At 73.8% G+C, this 24,297-nt stretch carries 27 protein-coding genes; 11 read left to right on the forward strand and 16 right to left on the reverse strand.

All coding sequences use genetic code 11. The annotated features are described in order from the left end of the window. Positions 1-124: 124 nt before the first annotated feature. From ACIA8O_RS25980 to ACIA8O_RS25990, 3 genes are all read left to right on the forward strand, one after another. Positions 125-925 carry a hypothetical protein gene (locus ACIA8O_RS25980; protein WP_396296373.1) on the forward strand — a complete coding sequence of 267 codons (801 nt, stop codon included), beginning with the start codon at positions 125-127 and terminating at the stop codon, positions 923-925. 163 nt (positions 926-1,088) lie between these two features. Next, positions 1,089-1,439 carry a hypothetical protein gene (locus ACIA8O_RS25985; protein WP_396296374.1) on the forward strand — a complete coding sequence of 117 codons (351 nt, stop codon included), beginning with the start codon at positions 1,089-1,091 and terminating at the stop codon, positions 1,437-1,439. Positions 1,440-1,581: 142 nt separating this feature from the next. Next, positions 1,582-2,130: an LURP-one-related/scramblase family protein gene (locus ACIA8O_RS25990; protein WP_396296375.1), complete on the forward strand. Its 549-nt coding sequence runs from the start codon at positions 1,582-1,584 to the stop codon at positions 2,128-2,130. Between the two features lie 7 nt (positions 2,131-2,137). On the opposite strand, the gene ACIA8O_RS25995 is transcribed toward ACIA8O_RS25990, so the two are convergent. From ACIA8O_RS25995 to ACIA8O_RS26015, 5 genes are all read right to left on the reverse strand, one after another. Continuing rightward, positions 2,138-6,181 (reverse strand): hypothetical protein, encoded by a 4,044-nt coding sequence (locus ACIA8O_RS25995; protein WP_396296376.1) that lies wholly within the window; start codon positions 6,179-6,181, stop codon positions 2,138-2,140. A gap of 74 nt (positions 6,182-6,255) precedes the next feature. Then, positions 6,256-6,990 (reverse strand): 5'-methylthioadenosine/S-adenosylhomocysteine nucleosidase, encoded by a 735-nt coding sequence (locus ACIA8O_RS26000; RefSeq protein ID WP_396296377.1) that lies wholly within the window; start codon positions 6,988-6,990, stop codon positions 6,256-6,258. A 4-nt stretch (positions 6,991-6,994) separates the two neighbouring features. Next, positions 6,995-7,789 carry a YhjD/YihY/BrkB family envelope integrity protein gene (locus tag ACIA8O_RS26005; RefSeq protein ID WP_396296378.1) on the reverse strand — a complete coding sequence of 265 codons (795 nt, stop codon included), beginning with the start codon at positions 7,787-7,789 and terminating at the stop codon, positions 6,995-6,997. Continuing rightward, a complete protein-coding gene (locus ACIA8O_RS26010; RefSeq protein WP_396296379.1) occupies positions 7,786-7,941 on the reverse strand; it encodes a DUF6131 family protein in 156 nt (51 codons plus the stop codon). Before ACIA8O_RS26010 ends, ACIA8O_RS26005 begins: the two co-directional genes overlap by 4 nt. 89 nt (positions 7,942-8,030) lie before the next feature. Further along, positions 8,031-8,879 carry an ABC transporter ATP-binding protein gene (locus ACIA8O_RS26015; protein WP_396296380.1) on the reverse strand — a complete coding sequence of 283 codons (849 nt, stop codon included), beginning with the start codon at positions 8,877-8,879 and terminating at the stop codon, positions 8,031-8,033. Between the two features lie 316 nt (positions 8,880-9,195). Between ACIA8O_RS26015 and ACIA8O_RS26020 the strand changes: the two genes are divergently transcribed. From ACIA8O_RS26020 to ACIA8O_RS26030, 3 genes are read left to right on the forward strand one after another with little or no spacing between them, the layout of a single operon-like run. After that, positions 9,196-9,453, forward strand: a complete 258-nt coding sequence (locus ACIA8O_RS26020) for a hypothetical protein (protein ID WP_396296381.1) — start codon at positions 9,196-9,198, stop codon at positions 9,451-9,453. Further along, on the forward strand, positions 9,450-10,718 hold the full coding sequence (locus tag ACIA8O_RS26025) for an amidase domain-containing protein (RefSeq protein ID WP_396296382.1): 1,269 nt from the start codon (positions 9,450-9,452) through the stop codon (positions 10,716-10,718). The genes ACIA8O_RS26020 and ACIA8O_RS26025 overlap by 4 nt, the downstream gene beginning before the upstream one ends. After that, positions 10,718-11,092, forward strand: coding sequence for a hypothetical protein (locus tag ACIA8O_RS26030; RefSeq protein ID WP_396296383.1), 375 nt, complete (start codon positions 10,718-10,720; stop codon positions 11,090-11,092). Before ACIA8O_RS26025 ends, ACIA8O_RS26030 begins: the two co-directional genes overlap by 1 nt. Positions 11,093-11,158: 66 nt before the next feature. Here the strand turns inward: ACIA8O_RS26030 and ACIA8O_RS26035 are convergent, their stop codons facing one another. After that, entirely contained in the window at positions 11,159-12,385 is a 1,227-nt protein-coding gene (locus ACIA8O_RS26035) for an FAD-dependent monooxygenase (RefSeq protein ID WP_396296384.1), read from the reverse strand. A gap of 74 nt (positions 12,386-12,459) precedes the next feature. On the opposite strand from ACIA8O_RS26035, the gene ACIA8O_RS26040 reads away from it, so the two are divergent. Next, entirely contained in the window at positions 12,460-13,044 is a 585-nt protein-coding gene (locus ACIA8O_RS26040; protein ID WP_396296385.1) for a TetR/AcrR family transcriptional regulator, read from the forward strand. Between the two features lie 28 nt (positions 13,045-13,072). Here the strand turns inward: ACIA8O_RS26040 and ACIA8O_RS26045 are convergent, their stop codons facing one another. Beyond that, positions 13,073-13,564 (reverse strand): MarR family winged helix-turn-helix transcriptional regulator, encoded by a 492-nt coding sequence (locus ACIA8O_RS26045; RefSeq protein WP_396296386.1) that lies wholly within the window; start codon positions 13,562-13,564, stop codon positions 13,073-13,075. A 136-nt stretch (positions 13,565-13,700) separates the two neighbouring features. Between ACIA8O_RS26045 and ACIA8O_RS26050 the strand changes: the two genes are divergently transcribed. Then, positions 13,701-14,165 carry an SRPBCC family protein gene (locus tag ACIA8O_RS26050; protein ID WP_396296387.1) on the forward strand — a complete coding sequence of 155 codons (465 nt, stop codon included), beginning with the start codon at positions 13,701-13,703 and terminating at the stop codon, positions 14,163-14,165. Positions 14,166-14,330: 165 nt separating this feature from the next. Here ACIA8O_RS26050 and ACIA8O_RS26055 read toward each other — a convergent pair whose 3' ends face one another. From ACIA8O_RS26055 to ACIA8O_RS26095, 9 genes are all read right to left on the reverse strand, one after another. Beyond that, a complete protein-coding gene (locus ACIA8O_RS26055) occupies positions 14,331-15,122 on the reverse strand; it encodes a hypothetical protein (protein ID WP_396296388.1) in 792 nt (263 codons plus the stop codon). Positions 15,123-15,189: 67 nt separating this feature from the next. Beyond that, entirely contained in the window at positions 15,190-15,657 is a 468-nt protein-coding gene (locus ACIA8O_RS26060; RefSeq protein WP_396296389.1) for a hypothetical protein, read from the reverse strand. Between the two features lie 254 nt (positions 15,658-15,911). Next, complete coding sequence (locus tag ACIA8O_RS26065) at positions 15,912-16,100, reverse strand: hypothetical protein (protein ID WP_396296390.1); 189 nt, start codon at positions 16,098-16,100, stop codon at positions 15,912-15,914. After that, on the reverse strand, positions 16,097-16,291 hold the full coding sequence (locus ACIA8O_RS26070) for a hypothetical protein (protein WP_396296391.1): 195 nt from the start codon (positions 16,289-16,291) through the stop codon (positions 16,097-16,099). Before ACIA8O_RS26070 ends, ACIA8O_RS26065 begins: the two co-directional genes overlap by 4 nt. After that, positions 16,288-16,503 carry a hypothetical protein gene (locus tag ACIA8O_RS26075; RefSeq protein ID WP_396296392.1) on the reverse strand — a complete coding sequence of 72 codons (216 nt, stop codon included), beginning with the start codon at positions 16,501-16,503 and terminating at the stop codon, positions 16,288-16,290. The genes ACIA8O_RS26070 and ACIA8O_RS26075 overlap by 4 nt, the downstream gene beginning before the upstream one ends. Positions 16,504-16,610: 107 nt before the next feature. Then, a complete protein-coding gene (locus tag ACIA8O_RS26080; RefSeq protein WP_396296393.1) occupies positions 16,611-17,459 on the reverse strand; it encodes a helix-turn-helix domain-containing protein in 849 nt (282 codons plus the stop codon). A gap of 12 nt (positions 17,460-17,471) precedes the next feature. After that, a complete protein-coding gene (locus tag ACIA8O_RS26085; RefSeq protein ID WP_396296394.1) occupies positions 17,472-17,990 on the reverse strand; it encodes a DUF6879 family protein in 519 nt (172 codons plus the stop codon). Further along, complete coding sequence (locus tag ACIA8O_RS26090; RefSeq protein ID WP_396296395.1) at positions 17,971-18,261, reverse strand: hypothetical protein; 291 nt, start codon at positions 18,259-18,261, stop codon at positions 17,971-17,973. Before ACIA8O_RS26090 ends, ACIA8O_RS26085 begins: the two co-directional genes overlap by 20 nt. Positions 18,262-18,544: 283 nt before the next feature. After that, the gene (locus tag ACIA8O_RS26095; RefSeq protein WP_396296396.1) at positions 18,545-19,396 is read right to left on the reverse strand and encodes a lysozyme; all 852 of its coding nucleotides are present in this window, start codon (positions 19,394-19,396) and stop codon (positions 18,545-18,547) included. Between the two features lie 201 nt (positions 19,397-19,597). Here ACIA8O_RS26095 and ACIA8O_RS26100 point away from each other — a divergent pair, with 201 nt between their 5' ends. The 3 genes from ACIA8O_RS26100 to ACIA8O_RS26110 all read left to right on the forward strand — a co-directional run bounded on the left by ACIA8O_RS26100 (position 19,598) and on the right by ACIA8O_RS26110 (position 24,211). Continuing rightward, entirely contained in the window at positions 19,598-20,134 is a 537-nt protein-coding gene (locus tag ACIA8O_RS26100; protein WP_396296397.1) for a GNAT family N-acetyltransferase, read from the forward strand. 197 nt (positions 20,135-20,331) lie between these two features. Next, entirely contained in the window at positions 20,332-22,026 is a 1,695-nt protein-coding gene (locus tag ACIA8O_RS26105) for a glycosyltransferase family 2 protein (protein WP_396296398.1), read from the forward strand. Between the two features lie 181 nt (positions 22,027-22,207). Next, complete coding sequence (locus tag ACIA8O_RS26110) at positions 22,208-24,211, forward strand: acyltransferase family protein (RefSeq protein WP_396296399.1); 2,004 nt, start codon at positions 22,208-22,210, stop codon at positions 24,209-24,211. The last annotated feature ends 86 nt before the right edge of the window (positions 24,212-24,297 follow it).

Here is a 24,297-nt window from a genome sequence, read left to right on the forward strand (position 1 = left end):
AGCCAGTGACGTGGTGGCCCCTCGCGGTATCCCGGTGGCCCCGGTGCGGAGCGGCCGGTTAGGGTCCGGGGCCGGAACGTCGTGCGGGTGTCGAACGGGTGGGGCAGGTGAGGACATGGCCGGGATGAGTGTCTTGGTGTGCTTGCCGGCGGCTGCCGCGCAGGACGTGCGCGGCGCGCTCGGGCGGGCCCTGGCGCCGTTCGAGATGTTCGCCAACCCCGAGTGGCGCTCGCTGTGGGACTCCTGGAACGTCGGCGGGGGCTGCGACGGCACCGGTTTCGTGCTGCGGCCCGGCCACGAGGGCAGCCCGCGGCTGGTCCACGACGTGCGGACCGACGGCACGCCGCTGCCCAGCGTGCCCGGGACGTGCAGCGGGGGTCCCCGGGGGATGCTCGACCTCGACGGGTTCCGGGCGCTGTCGGCCGAGCGGGCGGCCGTCCGGGCCGGTGCGGGCGGTCAGTGGGACCTCTGGCACGCCCTCGCTCCCGAGCACCCGCCGATGCTGCCCTTCCACACCTTCGGGGAGCGGTTCCGCCGGGACCCGCAGGGCTACCCGCTGGACCGGGCGCTCGCCGACTTCCGGGCGCAGCCGCTCCTGTCGGCCTTCGCCGGGCACCCGCTCGCCCAGGTCCCCGGGGGCCGGACGGTGGAGTGGGCGGGGGACGACGCGATGCTCACCCAGTGGTTCGACGGCCCTCGGGCCGCGTACGCGCGGCAGATGCTCGACGGGGTGCGGCAGCCCGACGTCCTCACCCTCGACGGCTGGTGGATCGAGGACGGCCTCCACCCCGTCCACGCCTCCTGCGAGGACGAGGAGAGCTGCCCCCACACGGCCGAGGGCCGGCAGTACCAGCACGACCTCGGCGCCTACCTGTACGGGCTCCCCGACGACGTCCTGCTGGTCAAGGTCCGCGGCCACTGCTGACGGACCGTCAACTGCTCGTCGGTTCAGCGGCCGGGCCTCACCGTGGGTTGTTAGGGTGGGGCAGGTCAGGGACAGCTGAGACATGGGGGGATCCATGGGTTCGCAGGACAGCAGTGACCGTGCGGTTTTCGGGTGCGTGGCGTGCTGCGCCGAGGACGCTGCGGTGGCGGAGGCGCACCACCGCAGCCGCGACGGGGTCCGGCTCGAGACGATGATCCGGGACGACTCGCACTTCATCGTCTCCGTCAAGCGGTGCGGCCTGTGCTCGCAGGCCTTCGTGAGCGTGTTCACCGAGTTCGTCGACTGGGCCTCCTCGCAGGATGCGCAGTACCGCACCGTGCTGCCGATCACGGACGCCGAGGCGGACGACCTGGTGGCGGGGCGGTTGAGCCCGCACCAGGTGGGGGCCCTGGGGAACGGCCGCCGCCATCTGCAGAGCGACTGGCCGAGCGGCGCCAAGGAGCCGTCCGTGTACTGGCGCAGCGGCGCCTTCGGGGTCCACGAGGGGCACTGACCCGGACGGGCCGGGCGGGTCACCGCCTCCGCACGCGGCCTCCGGCCCGCCCCGCCCGCGTCCTTCGAATGCCCGCAGGGCGGGCGGGGGGTCCGCGGCGGCGGTAGGAAGGGAGCGGATCGCCGAGGAGAGGATGTGCGGGATGTTCGAGGACCGTAGGGCCCGTCGGCAGGCCAACCACGCGTTCGACGAGGGGGACGGGGTCACCCGGTACCGGATGCAGCAGAAGATGTTCTCGTTCGGGGACGACTACTGGATCGACGACGAGAACGGGGAGCACGCCTTCAAGGTGAACGGGAAGGCGCTGCGGATGCGCCGGACCTACGCGATCGAGGACCCGGACGGGCGGCGGGTGGCGAAGGTGCAGAGCAGGCCGCTGCGGATCAAGGACTCGATGGAGATCGAGGACGCCGAGGGGAAGCGGATCGCGCTGGTGAAGAAGGCGCTGATCAGCCCGCTGAGGGAGCGTTGGACGATCAAGCAGGAGAGCGGCGCCGAACTCTGCGTGCAGGGCAACATCGTGGACCACGAGTACACGATCGAGCAGGACGGCATCAAGGTGGCCGAGGTCTCGAAGAAGTGGTTCCGGATGCGGGACACCTACGGCCTGGACGTCTCCGACACCGTGGACCGGGCCACCATCCTGGCCGCCGCCATCGCGATCGACTCCATGGCGCACCCGGCGAAGTGAGAGCGGGTCAGCCGGCGTCCCCGGTGGCGTTGAGGATGGCGGTGGCCACCTCCGGCGGGCAGCCGGGGACCTCCCGCAGCCGCCAGGCGCGGCCGTCGCGGCGGGCGCCGTCGAGGGTCAGGACGGCCGGGGCGACGGCGAGCTTGACGGCCGGGCCGAGCTCCGGGTCGGCGAAGAGCTCCTCCAGCCAGTCCAGCGCGTGCGGGTCGAACCGGCGGGCGCCGCTCAGCAGGTGGGCCAGCGAGGCCAGCAAGGTCGGGCCCGGGCCGGGGAGGGACGAGACCGCCCGCAGCACGTCCGCCAGCAGGGCCCGGATCGCCGACCGGTCGAGCCGGCCGAGGAGCAGCGTGCCGGACAGCCGCGAGACGTCGCGGACGCAGGCCGAGCACCGGCCGGCGTCCCCGTCCCGCAGGCCGGTCGCCAGCCCGTGGCGGACCGCCGCGTACACCCGGGAGACGGCCTCGGCCGAGAGCGGCGCCAGCCGGTCGGTGCGGATGGCCAGCGCGGTGAGCTCCTGAGCCAGCCCGGGGTCCTCGCGGCGCTCGGCCGACGCCCGGATGCGCGCGGCGGCCTGGTCGACGACCTCGTCCGCCCGGAGCGCCAGGAGCTCGTCGGGCAGCCCGGCCGGATCGGCCAGCAGCCCGGCCAGGAACCCCACAGCGTCCGTGTGCCGACTGGCCAGGAGCGGGACCAGCCAGGCGGCCTGAGAGTCCGTCAGCGGTCCTGACCGTTCCTCCTGGAACGCCTTGACCGCGGTACCCGCGACCGGCGCGCTGCTCCCGTCGAGCATCGCCCGGGTGGTCCAGGCGCGGGCGGCCGGGTCGGTGACCGCGAGCCGGCCCTCCAGTGTGGCGCGGGTCTGGGCACCGGTGCCGCCGGTGTCGGGGAGCAACGAGCGCAGCCGGTCGGCGAGCGCCGCCAGGACCGGGGGCGCGGAACGCACCCAGGTCCGCACCATGCTGTCCATCACGGGGGGCGGCACTTCGGCCGCGAGGGCATCGGCCAGAAGCCGCTCGTGCGCCTGCGGGTCGTCACCCGCGAGCGCGATCTGCGCGGGCCACACGTTCCGAGGCGCGGCCGCTCTGGCCGGCACGAGCCAGTCCAGCAGCCGCAGCCGGGTCTCGGCCGGTACGTCGATGTGCCCGATGACGGCTGCCAGGCTGCCCGCGCCGGCCCGGTCGGGTGCGGGCCGGGTCAGCACGTCCGAGGCCAGCCGTCCGCCGTGCTGCCGGACGAGGACGGAGAGCACCTGGACGTGGCGGGTCAGGTCCTGCCCGCCTTCGAGCACGTCGTCCAGGACGCCGGTGATGATTCCGTGGTCGGTCGGCACCAACCCGGTCACGAGCCTCTGTTGGGCGTTGGCCCAGCGTTGCGGAAACCGGTGGGTCAGCACCTCCCGCCAGGTGCTCCAGCGGTATTCGTCGCGCACCTTCCGGCTGTTCCAGAACAGCTCCATCAGCGCGACCGCGTCGGGGTCGGTCAGCGCCGACGGGCAGGGACGGGAGAGCACGCAGCGCGCCAGCTCCACCGTCCGGTCGGGCGTGACGGGAGACCCGAGGTGGAGGAGGATGACGTCGCGGCAGCCCAGTCCGCCGAGGTCGCGGTACCGCTCCCGCAGGCCCTCCAGGTCGGCCGCGGGCAGCTGACGGCCGGTCAGGGCGCCCAGCAGCACCGTGGGCAGGTTCTTCCACACGTCGGCGGGCAGCAGCGGACGCACCGCGCGGACGGCGTCGAGCGCGTCGAGCAGCCGGGCGGGCCCGCCCGCCGCGTACACCCGGGGCAGCAGCGCGGCGAGGGCGGCGACCGCCGGCCCGGCCAGCCGGACGGGGTGCCCGGCCACCGCGCGGACCAGGGCCTCCTGGGCGGGGCCGAAGTGCCGTTCGGGCGCGTTGCCGAGCAGCGGGACGACCACCTCCAGCAGGCCCTCGCCGGTGCCGACCCGCTCCAGCGTCCGGGCCAGGGCGGCGGCGTCCGGCCGGCCGAGCGCGGCCACCGACTGGGCCTGCGCGGCATCGGGGGTGTCGACGGGCAGCAGCAGGGCGAGGGCGGTGTAGTCGGCCTCGTCCCGCACCTGGGACAGCAGGGACTTCGCCAGCGGCCACAGGTTGGTGTTGCCGTCCGCCAGCGCGGTGGCCAGCTCGGTGATGCCGGGGCCCTCCAGGCCGTGGTTCAGCAGGTGCCGTCCGTGCGCGTACTCGCCGAAGCTCTGGTGGAAGAACTCCCACCGGTCCGGGAACTCCCGCACCACGCCCTCGCTGACGAGCAGTCCGAGCTGCCCGGCGAGGTCCGGCGGCAGCGCGCCCTTCGGCACCCGGACGGTCAGCGTGCCGCCGCCGGTCAGCAGCCGCGCCGCCAGGGCCAGCGCGGCCTGCTCCTTCGCCGTCTCGACGATGCCGCCCACGGTGCGGACCCGGAGGTCCCAGTAGTCCGAGTAGAGCCGAGTGGTCGTCAGGTCCTCCGGGATGTGGCCCTCGGCGGCGTAGACGCTGCACGCCATGGTCAGCCGGACCGGCAGCGCGCAGACCTCGCGCAGCGGGCCCGCCACGGTGACCTTGCCCGTGAGGACCCCGAGGAACTGCGCGTCGGAGGGCGTCGGCTCGGGGCGGCGGGCGGTGAGGTACCCGGTCGCCCAGCCGACGATCTGGTCCGGCGAGAGCAGCGGGAGCTCGTAGGTGACGAGCCGTCCGGCGAGGCGGGGCGCGCTCTGCGGGGCGCGCTCCAGGTACGTCCGGTACTCGTGGTCGCGGCAGGTCATCACCACCTCGCCGAGCGAGAGCGCCTCCGCGACCACCGCCGACAGGCCGGCCAGGGTGCTCCGGCCGAGGACCAGGTCCAGGGTGTCGACCAGCAGCGTGACCTTCCCGTACCGGTCACGGAGGGCGGCGAGCAGCGCCAGCAGGCCCGTGTCGCCCCGGGGCGAGACGCTCGCGCCCATCGCCAGGTCGGCCGCCGCCCGCCCGCCGGTGAGGGACTCCGGCGGCAGCTGCGCGCAGGACACCAGCAGGACCGCCTCGCCCGCGTCCTGGAGCCGTTGGAGCAGCTGACCGAGCATCACGCTCTTGCCGATCCCGCCCTCCCCGGTCAGCACCAGGCCCACGGCATGGCCGGCGCTCGCCGCCAGTTGGTCGCGCCTGCGCAGCGCCTTGTCCAGGAGGTCGTTGCGGGCGACGGACGGGAACCCGGACGCCTCCAGGCCGGCCCGGTCGGGGGCCAGCACCCGGGGCAGGGCGGGCTCCGGCGGCGCGGGCTTCGGCGGTGCGGGGTCCGGTGGGGCGGGGTCCGGCCGGGCCGGTTGCCGCGGGAGGTCGAGCCGTCGCAGGACCGCCACCGTCGCCGCGGCCGCCGCGGCGGCGGCCCGCCGGTGGCGCTCCTGCCGTGCGGCGGGCGGCAGTTGCTCGTCAGCGGGGCCGCGGATCCCCCGGACGGCCAGGAACTGCGTCCCGGCCACGTGGGCGGCCTGGGCCGCGCCGGTGCCGTCCTGCTCGACGGCCACCACGTGGTCGTAGTGCTGCCGCAGGTACCGCCGCACGGGCGAGCCGGGCGGGCCGAGTTCGACGTCGCCGGAGGCGAGGTGCGCGAAGTGCGCCCGGCAGCCGGTGCTCTCCGCCCCGTCCTCCGGCGGCGGCTGCCAACCGCCGCCGCGCAGAACGGACCCGGCGGTCTGGAGCAGCCGGTGCGAGGCCTCCCAGCCGGCGGGGCGGGCCAGCAGGCCCTCGTCCGTCTCCCGGCCGCCCTGGTACGCGTGGACCCGGCGGGCCACCAGCACGTCCCCGGGCAGGAGTTCCTCGTCGATCGCGTCGGCCACCCCGACGGAGACCACCGCGTACGGCCCGAACCACTGCTGGGCCTGCTCGGTGACGACCGCCGCCGTGCCGCTGCCCGGCCCGGACTCGACCAGCACCACCCGCCATCCGGTGCCGGGCAGTTCACCGGACTCGAAGACCGTGCCGGTGGGGTGGGTGAGGAGGGTGAGGCCGCGGAGGTGTGCCCGCACCGCCTGGTACTCGACCCCGGCCGAGAGCGGCACCAGGACGACCGGACGGTCCGTCACGGGCACGGGTACGGGCACGGGTGCGGGCGTGGGTGCGGGTGGCCGGTCGGCCGGGGGAGCCGGAGGGTGCTCCGTCACGGGAGCCGGCGGACGATCGCCATCGCCGCGGCAGCGGCGTTCGCGGCGGCGCGCGGCTGGTGCTCCTCGTCCGCGGCGGCGTACTTCCGGCCGTCGGCCCGGTCGCTGATGCCCCGGACGGTCAGTGCGTCCACGCCCGCGATGTGCGCGGCGTGGGCCAGGCCGGCGCTCTCCATCTCCACGGCCACCACGTCGTTGTAGTGCTGGTGGAGCTGGGTGCGCAGCGGGGACTTGGCGGAGTTGAGCAGTACGTCCCCCGCCCCGACCGGCTTGAAGTGCACCGTCGGCCGCGAGGCCGGATCGCCGTCCGTCCAGGGCTGGTTAGGGCGCAGGACGTGCTTGGCGAGCTGGAGCAGCGCGTGGGAGGCCTGCCAGCCCTCGGGGCGGGCCAGGAAGCCCTGGCGGGTCTCCTTGCCGCCCTGGTACGCCTGCACCTTGGTGGCGACCACCACGTCCCCGAGGTGCAGGTCGTCCTTGACCGCGCCGGCCACCCCGACGAACAGCATCGCGACGGGGGAGAAGAGCTGCCGGGCGTGCTCGGCGACCAGCGCGGCCGACTGGTTCCCGGGCCCGGTCTCGGCCAGGGCGACCCGCCGTTCGGTGCCCTGGAGCCGGCCGACTTCGAACACCGTTCCGGTCGGATGGAGTTCGTGCTGACTGTCCGTCAAATAAGCTTGTACGGCCTCGAATTCGAGACCGAGGGCCGTCAGGACCACCACCGTTCCGCTCATGGGGTCATCCTGCCGTATCGGCCGTCGTGGTGGGGGCCCCGCGGACCCGGTGGAGGGTCCAGCCGGCCAGGGCGCCGGCGTAGACGGTGTAGCCGACGCCGATCAGCCAGGACTGGACGACCAGGACGGTGCCGACCGCGCCGTAGGAGACGGCGCTGTCGACCACCAGCGGGGCGAAGACCAGGCGGGAGAAGACGCGCAGGCCGATCATGGCGACCACGGTGCAGAGCGCGCCCGGGAACAGGGTGCGCCAGGGGACCCGGGAGTCGAGCAGGAAGTGCTGCAGCCACCAGAAGAGGAGGACTCCCGCCACGACGGTGGTGAACCAGCGGAGTGCGGTCCGGGCGGCGGTGTCCTGCCAGGGCACACCGCTCCAGGCGGAGGCCAGGATGTAGCCGATCAGGCCGGCCAGCGCCACGGTCTGGCGCCAGACGGTGTGCCAGGCCCCGGCCGGCAGGCCCCAGATCCGCTCGTAGGCGTTCTGCACGGCTCCCATCAGGGCGATGCCGAAGACGGCCAGGGCGGTGAGGCCGAGGGCGGTGGTGGTGCTGAGCACCTGGCGGGGCGAGGCGAAGAGTTCGCTCACCCGGTCTGCCGAGCGGCCGGAGAGGCCGAGGCCGTCGATCAGCCAGTCGGCGATGCCGCTGCCCTGGGTGGGGGAGGCGGCGGCGATCACGATCAGGAGGGGGACGAGGGTGACGAAGCAGAGCGCGGCGAAGGCCATGGCCCGGTGGAGCAGTTCGATCTCACGACCGCGCGTCCACAACTCGGCCACGGCCCGCCGCAGACCCCGCCTCACCAGTAGTGGTTGCGGCCGCCGACCGCGTGTCCGACGGAACCGGCGATCCAGAGGATCAGGCCGATCAGGATCAGTGCGATGCCGATCGACCACAGGACGCCGATGCCGGTGACGAAGCCGATGACGAGGAGGATGACTCCAAGGACGATCATGGCTGCCTCCGTTCTGCCTCACCGCGTGTACCCGGTCCGGAGGGTCTGACACGGCCTGTCACCTGCTCGGAGCAGCCGGGTTCGTCCCGTCAGCGGCCGGAGTCGGCCGAGTGGCCGGAGCGTGCGTACCAGCGGCCCTCGTCGTGGGTGACCTGGACCGGGCGGCCGAAGCAGGCGCTCAGGTTCCCGGCGGTGAGGGTGACCGCCACCGGGCCGGAGGCCAGCACGCGGCCGTCGCGCAGCAGCAGCGCGTGGGTGGTGTTCGGGGGGAGCTCCTCCAGGTGGTGGGTGACGGTGATGGTGGTGAGGCCGGGCTGACGGTCCGCCAGGAGGTGCAGCGCGTCGATCAGGTCCTCGCGGGAGGGCAGGTCGAGGGCGTTGAACGGCTCGTCCAGGAGCAGGAGGGACGGGTCGGCCATCAGGGCCCGGCTGATCAGGACGCGGGCGCGCTGTCCGCTGGAGCAGTCGCCGAAGCGGCGCCCGGCCAGTTCGTCCAGGCCCAGCTCGGCCAGCAGCCGGTGGGCCCGCTCCCGGGTGTCGTCGTCGTAGGCCCGCCAGACGGGCTGCACCGTGCCGGTGGCCCCGGTCAGTACCACGGTGTGCGCGGTGGCGTCCGCCGGGACGGCCTGGGCGGCGGACACCAGGCCGATCCTGGCGCGCAGTTGGCGCAGGTCGACCCGGCCGAAGCGTTCGCCCAGCACCTCGACCGAGCCGGAGGTGGGGAAGGTGACCGCGCCGACGATCTTCAGCAGGGTGGTCTTGCCGGCCCCGTTGGCACCGAGCAACGCCCAGTGCTGGCCGGTCCGCACGGTCCAGTCGACCCGGTCCAGGACGACCTCCTGGCCGGAGGTCGGGCGGTGCAGCGAGACCCCGGCGAGGGAGAGGACGGCGGGCTGCTGCGGGGACGGCGGGGACGGCGGCGGGGGCGCGGTGGTCATTCCGGCACGATAGTCGCGGACGGTCCGTCAGGCGGTGGTGCGTCTGCGGAGCGAGACGGCGGGACGTGAGGGCGGAGGCGGTCCCGGCCGGGCATCACCGCCCACGGTGCCCGGTGCCGCCTCCGGGGCTTCGAGGCCGCGGTGGGGGAGGGCGTACGGGGGTTCCTGACGGCCCGTCGGACGGCCCGTCGGACGGCCGGGCTAGGGTGGCTCCCCGTACGGCCGGTGGTCGAACGGGGAACGGACGGGGGTCCGGATGCAGGACATAGGCATTTCCACTGACGGGGTGCGCAGGGCGGGCGAGAGCATGGGGGAGTTGAGCGGGCAGACCAAGAGCCGGCTCTCCGGCGCGCTGGACTCCAGCGAGACCGCGGGGGCCGCGGACGCGGGCTGGCGGTCCGCCGCCACCCTGCGGGAGTGCGCGGGGGACTGGGAGCGTCACATGGTGCTGCTGGCCGACCGGTTGCAGCGGCTCTCCGAGCAGCTGCACACCTCGGCCGACGGCTACGACGCGGCCGACGCCGAGGCGGAGGCCCGGATGCGGGCCGCGATGACCGACCTCGGAAGGGCGTGAGCGGCGTGGTCACCTTCTCCGACCTCAAGAACGCCCACCCGGCGCAGTGGCAGGCCGCCGCCGAGGACTGGCTCTCGCTCTCCAAGCACGCGCTGCAGGCCGCCGAGGACATCCGGGCCAACGGCAGCCGCCCGCTGCAGGAGAACTGGACCGACGCCGTCGGCCGGGAGGCGGCCGCCGATCTCAAGGACGTGGCCGACCGGCTGGAGGCCGGCGGCGACGTCATGCGCGGCATCACGATGGTGCTGGACGGGCTCGCCTCGTCGATGGAGTACGCCCAGCGCACGCTGCGGCACGCCCTCGACCTCGCGGAGGCGTACGACATCGACGTGGACGAGAACGGCAACACCTCCACCCGGGGCGAGGGCGTCACCAGCGAGAAGCTCACCCACCTCAACGACGTCTCCGACCTCATCAAGGAGGCGCTGCGCCAGGCCCGCGAGGCCGACGCGCTCGCCGAGCCGGAGCTGCGCACGCTGATGGGCAAGACCTACGAGTCCGACCCGTCCAAGGCGCTGGACGAGGCGCAGACCGCGGCCTCGCACACCCAGATGAACATCCTCTCGGCCGCCATCCCCGACGGCAGCGACCCGCAGGTGGTCCGGGACTGGTGGGCGGGGCTGTCGGCCAAGGAGCAGCGCGAGCTGATGCGGGCCGAGCCGGTGCGGATCGCCAACCTGGACGGGATCCCGGAGAGCGTCAAGCTCGACCTGCGGGGCCGGGACGGCAAGTACGACCGGGTGAAGCAGGTGCAGTGGGCACTCGACCACTGGGACGACACCTCGATCGACAAGCTCGACAACAACTGCACCAACTTCGCCTCCGAGTCGCTGAAGCAGGGCGGCGTGCGGGAGAAGCCGGACAGCGGCTGGGGCCCGGGCTGGTCGGACGACAGCTGGGGGCGGGACGACGACGCGGACTCCGGCTGGTGGGACGAGCGCACGGACTACTCCAAGAGCTGGGGCGCCGCCGAGAACCTGCAGAACTTCATGCTGCAGAACGGCGGTCACGAGGTCCCGGTCTCGGAGGCCATGCCCGGTGACCTGATCTTCTACGAGCAGGCCGGCGACAACGAGCACATCGAGAAGGGCAACACCCACCACGCCGCGGTGGTCACCGCCGTCACCCCCGACGGCGACGTGAAGTACACCCAGCACACCAGCTCCCGGCAGAACGTCAGCCTGGACGGCCGCCTGCACGCCACCGAGAAGGCCGAGGGCGAACAGCGCGTGCGGGTGGTCCGAGTCTCCCCGAGCTGGTACTGATGGCGGCCCGTCAGGCCCCGGTGGGGGCCGGTGTGTTCGGTGTGGTGGCAGCGGTGCTCGGTGCGCTCTCCGCGTGGTGGTTCAGCGTGGCGTACGAGGAGCGTCACCGGGCGGTGCTGGCGAGCTGCCTCGACCTGCCGGCCAACTCCGGTATGCGGGTGGGGGCTTGGGCGGTGGTCGGGTTCGGGCTGCTGGCGGTGCTGGTGCCGCTCGGGCTGCGGCTGGCCGGGCGGGCCCGGCTCGGTGTCCTCGCGGTGATCGCCGTGGTCGCGGGGGTGGTCCTGGTCGGGACGGGGGCCGTCATGGTGTCCGACACGCTCGACCTCGGGACCGGCCGCCGGCTGTGCTCGGGTGCCGCCGCGCTGCTGCGGTGAAACGGGGGGCCGGGCCGTCCGGGTGGGATGAGGGATCCCCGGGCGGCCCGGCCCTGCTCGGTGGGGTCAGGCCCCCGGAGGCTGCCAGGCGTAGAGCTCGTCCATCGCCCGGAGCGAGAGCGACGGGGGAGCGGCGCGGACGGCGAGGTCGCGCAGGGTGGCGGCCAACGGGTTGGTGAGCCCGACGAGTTGCCCGGCCCGGCGGGAGCGGCGGCTGACGGCGGTGGTGCGGGCGAGCCGGGCGGCGGAGTAGGCGGCCAGGGCGCTCGGGGTGTCGGGGGTGGTGTCGAGCAGGTGGGCGAGGACGACCGCGTCCTCGATCGCCTGGCAGCCGCCCTGGCCCAGGTTGGGCGTCATGGCGTGGGCGGCGTCGCCGAGCAGGGCCACCCGCCCGTGGTGCAACCGCGGGAGCGGGACGGCGAGTTCGTCGAAGTCGTGGTGGAGGACGGCGGCCGGGTCGATCCGGTCGAGGCGGTCGAGCAGGGCCGGGATCGGGGCGTGCCAGCCGCCGAAGCGGCGGAGCAGCTCGGCACGGTGGTCGGCGGCGCGGCCGGTGGCGTGGTCGGTGACGTGGCCGGTGACGTGGTCGGTGGTGTGCGTGCCGGGCCGGCTCCTGGCGGTGGCGTAGAGGTAGATCCGGCCGTCGGCGAGCGGGACGATGCCGAAGCGTTCGCCGCGGCCCCAGGTCTCGGACGCCTGGCGGACGTCGAGCCCGTCGCCGGGGACGACGGCGCGCCAGCCCGCCTCGCCCGCGTGGCGGGGGCCCGGGTGGCCGGGGAAGAGCTGCCGGCGGAGGGCGCTGCGGATGCCGTCGGCCGCGATCACCACGTCGGCGTGCAGGTCGCCGGTGGTGGTGTGCAGCACGGCGGTGTCCCCGTCCTGGCCGGTGCCGGTGCCGGTGCTTGCGCCGGTGACCGTGGTGGCGGTGCGGAGGGCATCGGCGGGGAGGGCCGCGGCCAGGGTCTCGACCAGGAAGCCGCGGTGGACGGCGCGGGCGGGCAGCCCGTACCGCTCGGTGAGGGCGGCGGTGTCGGAACGGGTGAGCCAGCGGCCGTCCGGGCGGCGGAGCCCGGCGGTGCCGGAGAGGGGCTGTCCGGTGGCCATGGCGGGGCCGAGGCCGACGGTGCCGAGGGCGCGCAGCGCGTTCGGGGCGAGCACGATCCCGGCGCCGACGGCCGAGACCGCCTCGGCGCGCTCGCAGACCGTGACCCGCCAGCCGCGTCGGTGCAGCGCCACCGCCGCGGTCAGTCCTCCGATGCCCGCTCCGGCGATCAGGGCGTGACGGTCCGTCATCTCGGCTGCCTCCTCCTGGCCTCTACAGGTGTAGAGGCTTCTGGGTCAGCACTCTACAGCTGTAGAGTGCTCCCATGTCCACCCCTGATCGCCGGACCCTGATCGCCGACGCGGCCATCGCCACCGTCGCCACCCTCGGCCTGCGCGGGCTGACCCACCGTGCGGTGGACGCGGCCGCCGGGCTGTCGGCGGGCAGCACGTCGTACTACTTCCGCACCCGGGAGGCGCTGATCGGCGCCTGCTACCGGCGTCTCGCCGAGCTGGACCTGGCCGAACTCGACGGCGGTGCGGCGGAGTCGGGCGGCACACCGGAGGTGGACACGGTGGCCGAAGGACTGGCGGCGCTGCTGCACCACTGGCTCACGGACGCCCGCGAGCGGCAGCTGGTCCGCTTCGAGCTCAGCCTGGAGGCGGCCCGGCGGCCGGAACTGCGGGCCGAGTTGGAGCAGGCGGGCAGCGCGGCCCGGGCCCGGGCGGTCGTGCTGCTCCGCGCCCTGGGTGCCGAGCACCCCGAGTCGGCGGCCGACCTGATGGTCTCCTGGACCGACGGCCTCCTCTACGACCGCCTCGCCGGCGCCACCGCCCGCACCCGCCCGGCCCCGGACCGCGCCGAACTCGCCTCGGTGGTACGGAAGATGCTGCGGGCCGTGCTGGCCTGACCGCGATCCGGGCCGCCGGGGCGTCCGGTCAGTCCTGCTCGACGGCGGGGGCGGGGGCGGGGGCGGGGGCGGCCGGTCGGTCGAGGTTGTCGGTCAGGCGGCCCAGCAGGTGGAGCAGGGTGGCCCGCTCGGACCGGTCGAGGCCGGCCAGGGTGATGTCCTCCAACTCCCCCCAGGCCTCGGCGATCCGGTCGCGCAGCGCGCGGGCCGCCGCCGTCGCCTCGACCGTGACGGCGCGGCGGTCGCTCTCGCTCCGCCGACGGCGCACGAAGCCGGACTGCTCCAGGCGCTGCACCATGCGCGTGACGGTGGACGCGTCCAGGCCGAGGTGCTCGACCAGGGCGGACTGCGACTGCGGCCCGTGGTCCCAGAGGCGCATCATCAGCAGTTCCTGACCCGCGTGCAGGCCGTGCCGGCTCAGGAGCCGTTCGGCCACCGCCCGGTGCAGACGGGCCACGCGGGCGATGGACCGGCTGACGTCGTCGGTGTCGGCGGGGGGCTGGTTCCGCTGTCTGTTCACCCGATGATTGTAGGGGCAAGTGATGGGGGCTTCGGGCTCCGGCCTGTCTTGCAACTGGCCTGGTGGAGGCGTTTACTTGGCCGTGCAAGCAGAATGTTTGGCCGGACAAGTAATGTTCCGATCCAGGGGGAGAGTCATGCGGGTCATCAGTCAGAGCGTGCGCGTCAACGACCCGGCCGGGGAGGGTGGCGCGGCCGCGCTGACCCGGGCCGAGGTCTGGGCGACGTTGCTGAGCAAGGCCGAGAACGCCCTGCCCTTCGTCGCGGGGATGACGGAGTGCACGGTGCTGGAGCGCACCGAGGGCGGCCTGGTCCGGGAGGTGGTGCTGAACGGAGGCGAGCGGGTGCGTGAGGAAGTGGTCTTCCACCCGCAGCACCGGGTGAGTTTCCACCGCGACGACGAGACCGCCCGCTGGGTCATCCACAACGACATCGAGGAGGACGCCGACGGCGAGCTGCTGCTCTCCTTCACCGGCGAGCTCGACCTCGGCGGCGCCGAGGAGCAGGACGGGGCGGCCGAGCGGATGCGGGCCGGCTACGCGCTGGCGCTGCGCACCACGCTGGAGCGCGCCCGGGCGGCGCGGGGCGCCGCCCGGGCCTGACGGGAGGTCAGCCCTTGGCGAGGGCCTGGAGGCGGTCGTAGGCGCCGTTGAAGTAGTTCTGGTCGCGGGGGAGGACGCCGGAGTCGGCGAACTGCCAGCTGCCCAGCTACACGATCGGCTCGACTGCGCCTCGGCAGGTGAAGGGCCCGGCCGGCATCCCAGAGGTCACTCGTACGCGGCGGCCCACGCCTCCGCTGCGTTGGTCAGCTTCACGCGCTGTGGCAGAGGGTCCTCGTCCGTCCGGCTCGTCCACGCGGCCCGGATGGTTCGAGCGAAGACGGCCAGTCGGTCGGGGTCCGCGTCGCGGTACGCGGCGATGGTCCGCGCGGCCAGGTCGGCTGCCGCGAAGGTGTGTCCGGCGGCGATCAGCCGGGGAACCCACAGGGCGGCGTCCGTCCACTCCGGTCCGGGGCAGGACAGGGCCCAGTCGATGACCCGGACCTGGGCCCCGTGGACGACCAGGTTGAACTCGCCCATGTCGGTATGGGCCAGCGAGTAGCCGTCCAGAGCTCCGATGCCGTCGGGCGGGACGAACCGGGCCAGGCGTTCGCTCAGCGGCTTCTTGCGGATCGTCGCGGGCCACGGGTAGGACGAGAGCACGGCCAGCGAGGCCGCCACGAACGGCAGGTCGATCGAGTCGGGCGCGAAGCTCGGGTGCCGGCCGGGCCAGAACTCGTATCCGTAGAGGCTCCACCCGCCTCCTTCGGCCTGCCACTTCGGGAACGCGGTGAGCGGTGCGACGGCGGACACCTCGGACTCGTGCCGGTACACCCACGCCCCCGGGGCGTCCGTCGGCACGGCCTTGACGAACACCGCGCCGCTGGCCGTCCGCAAGAGGCTGGCGAACGCAGAGTTGACCCCGGTCTCCGCGCTCTGCGCCTTGACGACGGTACCGGTCAGCGCTTCGACGGCCCGCTGTGCCTCGATGGGGAGCTGGTCCCATTCGGTTCGCGCCACTGCTGAGATCCGTTCGTGAGTGGGGTGGGCCGGGGCCTCACGGCGGAGCCCCGGCCGGCGTGCGGAACTACTTGCCCGTGAACGGGCTGTCGGAGCAGTTGGCGTGGCACTGCGAGCAGTTCGCCAACTCGATCTCCGGCCAGAAGGTGTCCTCCAGCAGGAAGCCCAGCGCGGCGATCACGTCGACGGCCCGCTGACGGAGCACCTTCCCGCCGCCGTGCTCCGCCGGGTCCAGGAACCCGGGCTTGTGGTGGACCATCTTGCCGAACTGCGCCGTGCACCACCCGGCGTACGCCTCGGTGTTGAGCACGAAGGCGTGCCAGTGGTCGTCCACCTCCGGCGACGGGCTCAGCGGCCGGTCGCTGGTGGCGCACGCCATGAGGAACGCCGCCATCTGCCCGACCCCCACCAGGGCCCGGACCTCGGGCACGTCCGGGTGGTTGGCCCGGTAGGTGGTGAGGATCAGTTCCGTGACCTCGGGGCTGATCAGGCCACGCGGATCCGTGGTGAGGGCCACGGTCGTGGTGTCGCTCATGGTGCCTACCTCCGTCAGGAAGTCGTACAGCCTCCCGGCGGACCACTGTGTCCGTCGGGCTGTGCGACCCGGCCGTCCCCGAGGGCGGACGGGAGAATTGGGGCCCGCGGCTTGATGGGCCGTCAGGGAGGTGCCGGCTGGGGTCAGTCCTCGGACGGAGCCTCCTGCATGGGCGGGGCCGGGATCGGGCGGTCCGGGACGTCCTCGGTGCCGCCCCCGGGCGTGATCCACTTGAGTGCCGTGCTGTCGTCCTCTCAGGTCTTCCTGGGGCGGTCCAGGTACCGCCGGTAGTCGAGCGCTCGGCGGAACTCCACCCGCAGGGCTTCCTCCCGGCCGCGAACGTCCTCGGGGAGGTCTTCCTCCGCCAACCCGCCGGCGGGCGTCTCAGGGGCCCACAGGGGCGGGAGGTACACCGCGCACCAGGTGCCGGGGGCCAGGGTCACCCGGCACCCGCCATCCGGGCCCGCAACGCGGGCACCTTCGGACACATCCCGGCCCTGGCGTGCACGGCCTTGTCCTCCCGCGCCTTCCGAAGCGCGTAGTGGCCGCCTCGGGCACGGGCTTCGTTCGCCCGCGCCGTCAGGTCGTCGCACTCGTTGCAGCGCGGGAGGACGGGGTACTGCCGGACGTTCACGCCGCGCCCTTCACGGTCGGCACCACGCACTCGATCGCCTGGAGGTGCCGACAGAGCAGCACCCGCAGGTCCGTCGCCCGCGACGGGTCGAACCCGTCCGACTCGGGGTCCTGGGCGGCCTTGATCGAGTCCCGGAACCACTCGCACCCCGGACAGTCGGGGGTCGGCTGCCGCGTGATCTGCCCGCCGGCTTGCTTGGTTCCGGTTCTCATGTCCGCGCCTCCCGTGCACTCCCGCGAAATCCCGTAGCAGGAAGGTAGGGAGTCGGCCGGGTGCGTCTCCAGGAGATTCCACCGGATTCCACGCGAGTTGGCGCAGGTCAGGCGAGGCTCTGCCCGGCCTCCCGCAGGAGAGCCCGCGCAGTGGCCCCGTAGACGGCTTGTTCGGCCAGCTCGGCGAAGGTGTCAGCGTAGGCGCTGACCTCGGAGGGCTGAGTGATCGTCAGGTAGCCGGAGACCAGCTCCACGTTGACCTGTGCGGTGTCGAAGATCCAGAAGCCTTCTACCGGCATGCGCATCCGCCCGGCTGCCATCGGAACGATTCCAACGCTGACGTTCGGCAGGGCCGCGACCGTGGCCAGGTGGTCGAGCTGACCACGCAGAACGTCAGCGTCTCCCAGGCAGGACCGCAACACCGACTCCTCCACCAGGAAGGCGAATTGGTGATCCCCCTCGTAGAGGATGCGCTGCCGCTCCATCCGTGCGGACACGGCGGCATCCACGTCGTCCACCGCCACCCGGCGGCGTTGTACGGCGCGCAGCACCGAGGCCGTGTAGGCCCGCGTCTGGAGCAGGCCGGGCACCAGCCACGACGAGTAGGCCCGGAACCGCCGGGTACGGTCGAACAGGGGCAGGACTGCCAGCTGAGCCTGTTTCAGCCCAGCCCGCTCCATCCGCCGCCACTCGATGAACATGCCGGTGACGGCCCGGAGGGAGGCCACCAGGTCAGCCGCCCGCTCGGGCACACCACAGGCCCGGCACCACTGCCGGATGTCCTCTTCGGACGGTGGGGTGTGCGCGTTGAGCAGACGGCTGACCTTGGACGGGTACCAGCCGCACGCGGCGGCCAGCGCCTGGCCGTTGAGCCCGGCGTCCCGCTGTAGCTCCCGGAGTTGGGCAGCGAGGGCTTGCCGGGCCTGTTGGACGCTTGACGATGATGTGGCAGCCACGGTGAGAGCAGGTCAGCGGGGTCGGTAGTCCTCGTGCGGAACGGCCCGGTCCCAGACCGCTTCGAAGGCGGCACCGCACAGCTTGGCCAGCGCCGGGTCGGTGAGGTACTCGCGGCCGTCCTCGTCCAACTGCCCGTCCCCGGTGAAGTGGTGCAGCAGCACCGTCTCATCGTCGAACAGCCAGAAGTCCGTGCCCGGCAGGGCCAGACCCACCGTGCTCCGCCGGGGCAGCCACCGGACCTGTTCGCCGGCCGCGACGTTGGCGAACGTGCCGTCGAACTCGTACCGGACGTAGTCGCTCACCGGCTCCGAGACGATCCGGGCTCGGCGGACGACGACGCCCCGGCCGACAGCTTCGGCCACCACGTCGTGCCAGGAGTTCCACCAGGCGGCGCGGTCGGCCTGGTCCAGTCGCTTGCCGCCCTGCCAGGCGATGAACTCCGGGTCGTCCAGCATGTAGGCGTCCCGCATCTCCAGGTGGACGGCCGATCGCTGGGCCGTGGCGAGCGCGTTACGCGCCGGGGGTTGCACTTTGTGACACTCCGTGAAGTCGGTTGAGGTACTGGGCAACGAGCGGTGCGAGGAACTGGAGCATGACCTCGGGCAGCCGAATCACGGTCTCGTGGTCCGGTACGTCGGTCGAGTGCCCGGGAATCGAGCCGATGGCCTGTGCGGCCGCGATCTCGGCCGGACTGGCCTTGTACGACTGGATGAGCAGGTCACCCGTCTCACGGTCCCGCCAGATCGTGGGGGACTCGTCAGTCGGGGTGTTCGGGATGATGCCCAGGAACTCCAGATCCACGTCGGTCTCCAGTGCCTAGCCGATTCCACGTGGTTCCAAGGATGCTGGGCGATCGCGCCGCTGTCAGGCGTATCCGAATCTGACGAACTGCCGGTTCCCGCCATCTGACGTGCTGGAGCCGGGCCGGTGGGGCCTGTGCGCCGGAGTGGGTTTCCGAGCGGGTACGCCGAAGGGCCCTGGCTGCCCCCCTGTCGAGGGGGACGGCCAGGGCCGGGACGAGGCCTCGGCGGCCTGGTCGCGCAGTGCGCGGGCGGACGGTCGTCGCCTCGACCGTGACGGGAGGTCAGCCCTTGGCGAGGGCCTGGAGGCGGTCGTAGGCGCCGTTGAAGTAGTTCTGGTCGCCGGGGAGGACGCCGGAGTCGGCGAACTGCCAGATGGTCTGGTAGGTCCAGCCGGCCGGGAGGGTGCCCGGGGTGGAGGCGTAGCGGGCGAGCCAGAGGGGGTTGGTGGCGGCGAAGGAGGCGTTGTTGCCGGTGCACTGCTGCCACCAGTTGGTGGTGGTGTAGATGGCGGGGTAGCGGCCGGTGCGGGAGCGGACGGTGTCGGAGAAGGAGCGGATCCAGCTGACCATGGCGCTCTGGGAGAGGCCGTAGCAGGTGGCGCCGTAGGGGTTGTACTCGATGTCGAGGGCGGGCGGGAGGGTCTTGCCGTCGGCGGACCAGCCGCCGCCGTGGTTGACGAACCAGGTGGCCTGGGTGGAGCCGCTGGAGGTGTTGGGCAGGGCGAAGTGGTAGGCGCCGCGGATCAGGCCGGCGTTGTAGGAGCCGTTGTACTGCTGGGCGAAGTACGGGTTGGTGTAGCTGGTGCCCTCGGTGGCCTTGACGTAGGAGAAGCGGGCGCCGTTGGCCTTGGCGGCGGCCCAGTTGACGTTCCCCTGCCAGCTGGAGACGTCGTTGCCCAGGGTCTGGGTGACGGCCAGCGAGGTGAGCGGGGCCTCGGCCGATCTGCCCTCGTGGGCGGCCACGGTGGAGCCGGCGAAGTCCCGCTCGGGGTGGAAGCCGGCGGGGGTGGGAGCCGCCTGGGCGGCCGGGGCGAGGCCCGCGGTGCCGAGCAGCAGGGCGCCGGTGGCGGCCACGACGGCGGTGCGGCGCAGGAGACCGGCGGAGGTGCGGAGTACGGGTGCACGGTGGGGCATGGGGCACTCCTCGGTGACGGGCGAGCGAGGGGGCTCGCCGGGCGCGGACGAGGGTAGTCATGCACCGGACACCACCGCTATGGCGCGTAGACCACACCTCGCGGGCCGGGAAGGTGTGGGAAGCAGACATGGCGTGGCGCTGTGGCACGATGCAGGGGCGGGCCGGTGGTCGGCCCGGGAAGTGGAAAGCGAGTACCGACGATGACTTCCGAGACCTCCGAACTGACCTTCCGTCCGGCCGGGCCCGCCGACGTCCCGGCGCTGGTGGCGCTGGTCGAGTCCGCCTACCGGGGCGACAGCAGCCGGGCCGGCTGGACCACCGAGGCGGACCTGCTGGAGGGCCAGCGGACGGACGCCGAGGGCGTGGCCGCGGTGATCGAGGCGCCGGGCAGCCGGCTGCTGGTGGCGGAGCGGGAGGGCGAGCTGCTCGCCTGCTGCCAGCTCGAACACCGGGGCGAGCGCGCGTACTTCGGCATGTTCTCGGTCCGTCCGGAGCTCCAGGGCGGCGGGGTCGGGCGGCAGGTGCTGGCCGAGGCCGAGCGGGTGGCCGGGGCCGAGTGGGGCGTGCGCGAGCTGGAGATGACGGTGATCGAGCAGCGGTCCGACCTGATCGCCTGGTACGAGCGGCGCGGGTACCGCCGGACCGGCGAGTTCTCGCCGTTCCCCTACGGGGACGAGCGGTTCGGCCTCCCGCTCCGCGACGATCTGCGCTTCGAGCGGCTGACGAAGGAGCTCTGAGGCGGGGCGGGGGAGCGGGAGGGAGCAGGAGGGGGCAGGAGGGAGCGGGCCGGGGCGGGGCCGACGGGGCTGACGGTGCGTCAGGAGCCTTGCTGCCTGGCGTGATTCACGCCCCGTTCACGATTGGTCCAGACCAATGTGGAAGACTGGCGGCCGTACGGTTCTGTCCGTCCGAGCCCGGGGGGGCTTTCTTCCGCATGCCCGCACGCCTGATCACCGACCCCGCTCCGCCCGCTCCGCCCGCTCCGGCCCTGCCGGAACCGCCCGACGACCGGGAGCTCTACTGGTACTTCGGCCCGCAGCGCCGCTGGGTGCTGCTCTGCTCCGCACTCTCCTACGCCGGGGCCACCGTCACCCTCGGCCTGTTCGCCCTGAGCCACCCGCTGCTCTGGCCCTTCCTGGTGCTGGTGGTGCTCAACGGCGCCACCTGGCTGCTCGGCCTCGGTGACGGCCAGCGCCAGCGCCGCCACTCGCTCGACAGCCACCGACTCCTGCTCCGCGCCTGGCGCCCCGAGCGGATCCCCGCCGTCGACCTGCTGCTGCCCACCTGCGGCGAGCCCCTGACCGTCCTGGAGAACGCCTACCGGCACGTCTCCCGGGTGCGCTGGGACGGCGAGTTGACCGTCCGGGTGCTGGACGACGCCGACGACCCGGCCGTCCGCGCCCTCGCCGAGAAGTACGGCTTCCGCTACCACAGCCGCCCCGACCGGGGCCGCTTCAAGAAGGCCGGCAACCTCAACTTCGGCCTCGCCGCCGGGAGTTCCGACCTGGTCGCGGTGCTGGACGCGGACTTCTGCCCGCGCGAGGACTTCCTGCACCACCTGGTGCCCTACTTCGACCAGCCCGAGACCGGCATCGTGCAGAGCCCGCAGTGCTTCGACACCGACGCCTCGATGAGCTGGCTGGAGCGCGGCGCGGGCGCCACCCAGGAGATCTTCTACCGCTGGATCCAGCCCTCCCGCGACGCCCAGGACGGCACCGTCTGCTGCGGCACCAACGCCCTCTACCGGCGCCGCGCGCTCGAACTCGCGGGCGGCTTCTTCGAATCGGACCACAGCGAGGACCTCTACACCGGCCTCGCGCTGGCCCGGCACGGCTACCGCACCCGCTACGTGCCCACCCTGCTGGCCAAGGGCCTCTCGCCCACCGGCCTGTCCGCCTTCATCAGCCAGCAGTACCGCTGGTGCCTCGGCTCGCTCGCCCTGCTGCGCGACCCGGACTTCCACCGCGGCCCGCTCTCCCGCTCCGCCCGGACCTGCTTCTGGAACGGCATCCTCGGCTACCTCAGCAGCGCGGTGAACGTCTTCGCCGTGCCCCTGCCCGCCCTGCTGCTGCTCTTCTTCGCGCCCGAGCGGATCGAACCCTGGCAGGTGCTGCCCTTCCTGCCGCCGCTCTGGGTCTCCCTCGCCCTGCTCCCGGCCGCCTCCCGCACCCGCTGGCGCTTCGAGGTCACCCGGGTCCAACTCCTCAGCGGCTTCTGCCACGTGATCGCCCTGGCCCACGCGCTGCGCAGCCGCAGCGCCGACTGGGTGCCCACCGGCGCCATCGCCGGCCGCTCCGCGCTCGGCCGCACCGTCGGCCGGATCGGGGTGCTCTGGCTCTCGTTCTGCCTGCTGGCAGGGGCGGTCGGCCTGGTGCGGGCGGTCCTGCTGCACGGCTGGCAGCCGTACTGGGCGCTGGCCGGACTGCTGCTGCTCACCGCGTACACCACCGTGCCCGTGCTGACCGCGCTCTGGGCGCTGCTGCGCGGCGAGGACCAGGTGCGCGGACCGAAGCGGGCCGGCCCGGAGGCCGGGGCCGAGCGCTTCGAGCGTCCCGAAGCGCTCGCGGTCACCGCCGTGCTGCTGCTCACCGCCCTGCTGGCGAGCGGCTGGGCCGACCCGCTGTTCTGACCGCTGTTCCGACCACCGGTCCAACCGCGGTTCCGACCACCGGTCCGACCGAGCAACACCCCTGACACACCCTCAGAACCTCCGTGCGCGTCGCCCCACCGGCGCGGGAACGGCCGCCGGGAGCCCACCCCCAACGGGCCCGGCGGCACCACCCACCGCAGCCGTCGCAAGGAGCACCACCGTGTCCGACCTGATCACCCTGACCCGGCCGACCAGAACGGCCCCGGCGCCGCCCGCACCCCGCACCGGCGCCGCCCCCTTCCGCCCCGACATCGAGGGCCTGCGCGGCGTCGCCGTGCTGACCGTGCTCGCCTTCCACGCCGGAGTCCCCGCCCTCAGCGGCGGCTACGTGGGCGTGGACGTCTTCTTCGTCCTCTCCGGCTTCCTCATCACCGGCCTGCTGGCCGGGCCCCGGCCGCTCGCCCTGCGGGACTTCCTGGCCCGCCGCGCCCGCCGCATCCTGCCCGCCGCCGCCGTGGTGCTGACCGCCACCGCGCTGGGCGGCTGGCTGCTGCTGGACCCGCTGCGCGGCGCCGACCTGGCCCGCGATCTGCTGGCCGCCGCCGGGCAGTTCGCCAACTGGCGGTTCGCCGGGCAGCAGACCGACTACCTGGCCGCCACCCGCGACCCCAGCCCGGTGCTGCACTTCTGGTCGCTCGGCGTGGAGAACCAGTTCTACCTGCTCTGGGGCGGCCTGGTGCTGCTGCTGGCCAAGGGCCGCCGCCCGGCGGTCTGGGCCGTCACCCTGCTGGTCGGCGCGCTCTCGCTGCTGCTCTGCCTGCGCTGGACCGCCGACGCCGCCCCGCTCGGCTACTTCTCCACCGCCACCCGGCTCTGGGAGTTCGCCCTCGGCGGCGCCGCCGCGCTGCTCTACCGGCGCCGGCTGTTCGGCTCCACCCCGCTCGGCTGGCTGGGCCTGGCCGCCGTGGTCAGCGCCGCCCTGCTCTACGACCGCTCCACCCCCTTCCCCGGCAGCGCCGCCCTGCTGCCCGCCCTCGGCACCGCCGTCCTGCTGCTGAGCGGCCCCGGCACCGGCCGCTGGTACCAGGCCGGCGGACTGCTGGCCAGCCCGCCGCTGCGGGCCGCCGGGCGGCTCTCGTACGCCTGGTACCTCTGGCACTGGCCGGTCCTGACGATCGCCCAGGCCCGGTACGGCGCACTGCCGTTGACCGTCACCGCGGCCCTCGCGCTCGGCTCCGCGCTGCCCGCCTGGCTGACCCTGCGCTACGTCGAGAAGCCGCTGCGGCGCGGCCGCTCCAACGCCCCGCGCAAGGGCCTGTCGGTCGGCGCGGTGGCCCTCACCGTCCCGCTGATCGCCGGGCTCACCCTCGGCGGCGGGGCCGTGCGCGCCCTCGGCGACCCGGACGCCGTGGTGGTGGTCCCGGCCGGGGCCGCGAGCGGCCCGCTGCTGCTCGCGCCCGGGGTCCAACTCGCAGGCCTGACACCGACCCTGGCCCGGGCCCGGACCGACCATCCGCCGGCCGGGGAGTGCCAGATCGCCCTGACGGCCGACCAGAGCCCGCCCTGCCTGTTCGGCACCCCGGGCGCCCGCGACCGGGTGGTGCTGCTCGGCGACTCGCACGCCGGTCAGTGGATGGCCGGGCTGCTCCCGCTGGTGCGCGAACGCGGCTGGGCGCTCGAGGTGCTGGTGAAGCCCGGCTGCCCGCTGCCCACCATGACGGTGCGGGACGAGGTGCTCGGCCGCGCGTACACCGAGTGCGACCGCTGGCGGGAGAACACCCTCGACCGGCTGGCCGCCGGCCCGCGGCCCCGGCTGGTGGTGGTGGCCGGGCTGAACCGCTTCGGCAGCGCCGAACAGCGCTCGGCCGGCTGGGCCACCACCCTGGAGCGGCTGAAGTCGGTCGGCGCGCCGGTCGCCTACCTGGCCGACACCCCGATGCCGGGCAAGGACATCCCGGTCTGCCTGGCCTCCGGCGAGAGCTGCACCTTCCCGCGCGAACAGGCGCTGCTGGACGAGCCGTTGCTCACCGAGGGCCTCGCCACCAGGTACGCGGTCACCGTGCTGGACTACCGCGCCCTGCTCTGCCCGGGCGAGGGGCAGTGCCCGCCGGCCCGCGAGGGCGTGCTGCTCTACCGCGACACCGGCCACATCACCTCCACGCTGGCCGCGACCCTGGCCCCGCGGATCGACCACGACCTGCGGACGGCCGGACTGCTGCCGTGAACTGAGCACGCCGGTTGTTCGTCCGGCGTACGCCTCGGCGTCGGTGTCGGCAGGGGGCGGCGGGGGGAGGGTGCAGACCGTACCGT

It is taken from the genome of Kitasatospora sp. NPDC051853 (assembly GCF_044452665.1).
Lineage (GTDB): Bacteria > Actinomycetota > Actinomycetes > Streptomycetales > Streptomycetaceae > Kitasatospora.

Bases quoted from the DNA above. Each gene is read 5' to 3' on its own strand.
- ACIA8O_RS25980 (WP_396296373.1), top strand. From the start codon at position 125: ATGAGTGTCTTGGTGTGCTTGCCGGCGGCTGCCGCGCAGGACGTGCGC.
- ACIA8O_RS25990 (WP_396296375.1), top strand. From the start codon at position 1,582: ATGTTCGAGGACCGTAGGGCCCGTCGGCAGGCCAACCACGCGTTCGAC.
- ACIA8O_RS26000 (WP_396296377.1), bottom strand. From the start codon at position 6,990: ATGAGCGGAACGGTGGTGGTCCTGACGGCCCTCGGTCTCGAATTCGAG.
- ACIA8O_RS26010 (WP_396296379.1), bottom strand. From the start codon at position 7,941: ATGATCGTCCTTGGAGTCATCCTCCTCGTCATCGGCTTCGTCACCGGC.
- ACIA8O_RS26015 (WP_396296380.1), bottom strand. From the start codon at position 8,879: ATGACCACCGCGCCCCCGCCGCCGTCCCCGCCGTCCCCGCAGCAGCCC.
- ACIA8O_RS26030 (WP_396296383.1), top strand. From the start codon at position 10,718: ATGGCGGCCCGTCAGGCCCCGGTGGGGGCCGGTGTGTTCGGTGTGGTG.
- ACIA8O_RS26035 (WP_396296384.1), bottom strand. From the start codon at position 12,385: ATGACGGACCGTCACGCCCTGATCGCCGGAGCGGGCATCGGAGGACTG.
- ACIA8O_RS26040 (WP_396296385.1), top strand. From the start codon at position 12,460: ATGTCCACCCCTGATCGCCGGACCCTGATCGCCGACGCGGCCATCGCC.
- ACIA8O_RS26050 (WP_396296387.1), top strand. From the start codon at position 13,701: ATGCGGGTCATCAGTCAGAGCGTGCGCGTCAACGACCCGGCCGGGGAG.
- ACIA8O_RS26060 (WP_396296389.1), bottom strand. From the start codon at position 15,657: ATGAGCGACACCACGACCGTGGCCCTCACCACGGATCCGCGTGGCCTG.
- ACIA8O_RS26075 (WP_396296392.1), bottom strand. From the start codon at position 16,503: ATGAGAACCGGAACCAAGCAAGCCGGCGGGCAGATCACGCGGCAGCCG.
- ACIA8O_RS26095 (WP_396296396.1), bottom strand. From the start codon at position 19,396: ATGCCCCACCGTGCACCCGTACTCCGCACCTCCGCCGGTCTCCTGCGC.
- ACIA8O_RS26100 (WP_396296397.1), top strand. From the start codon at position 19,598: ATGACTTCCGAGACCTCCGAACTGACCTTCCGTCCGGCCGGGCCCGCC.
- ACIA8O_RS26105 (WP_396296398.1), top strand. From the start codon at position 20,332: ATGCCCGCACGCCTGATCACCGACCCCGCTCCGCCCGCTCCGCCCGCT.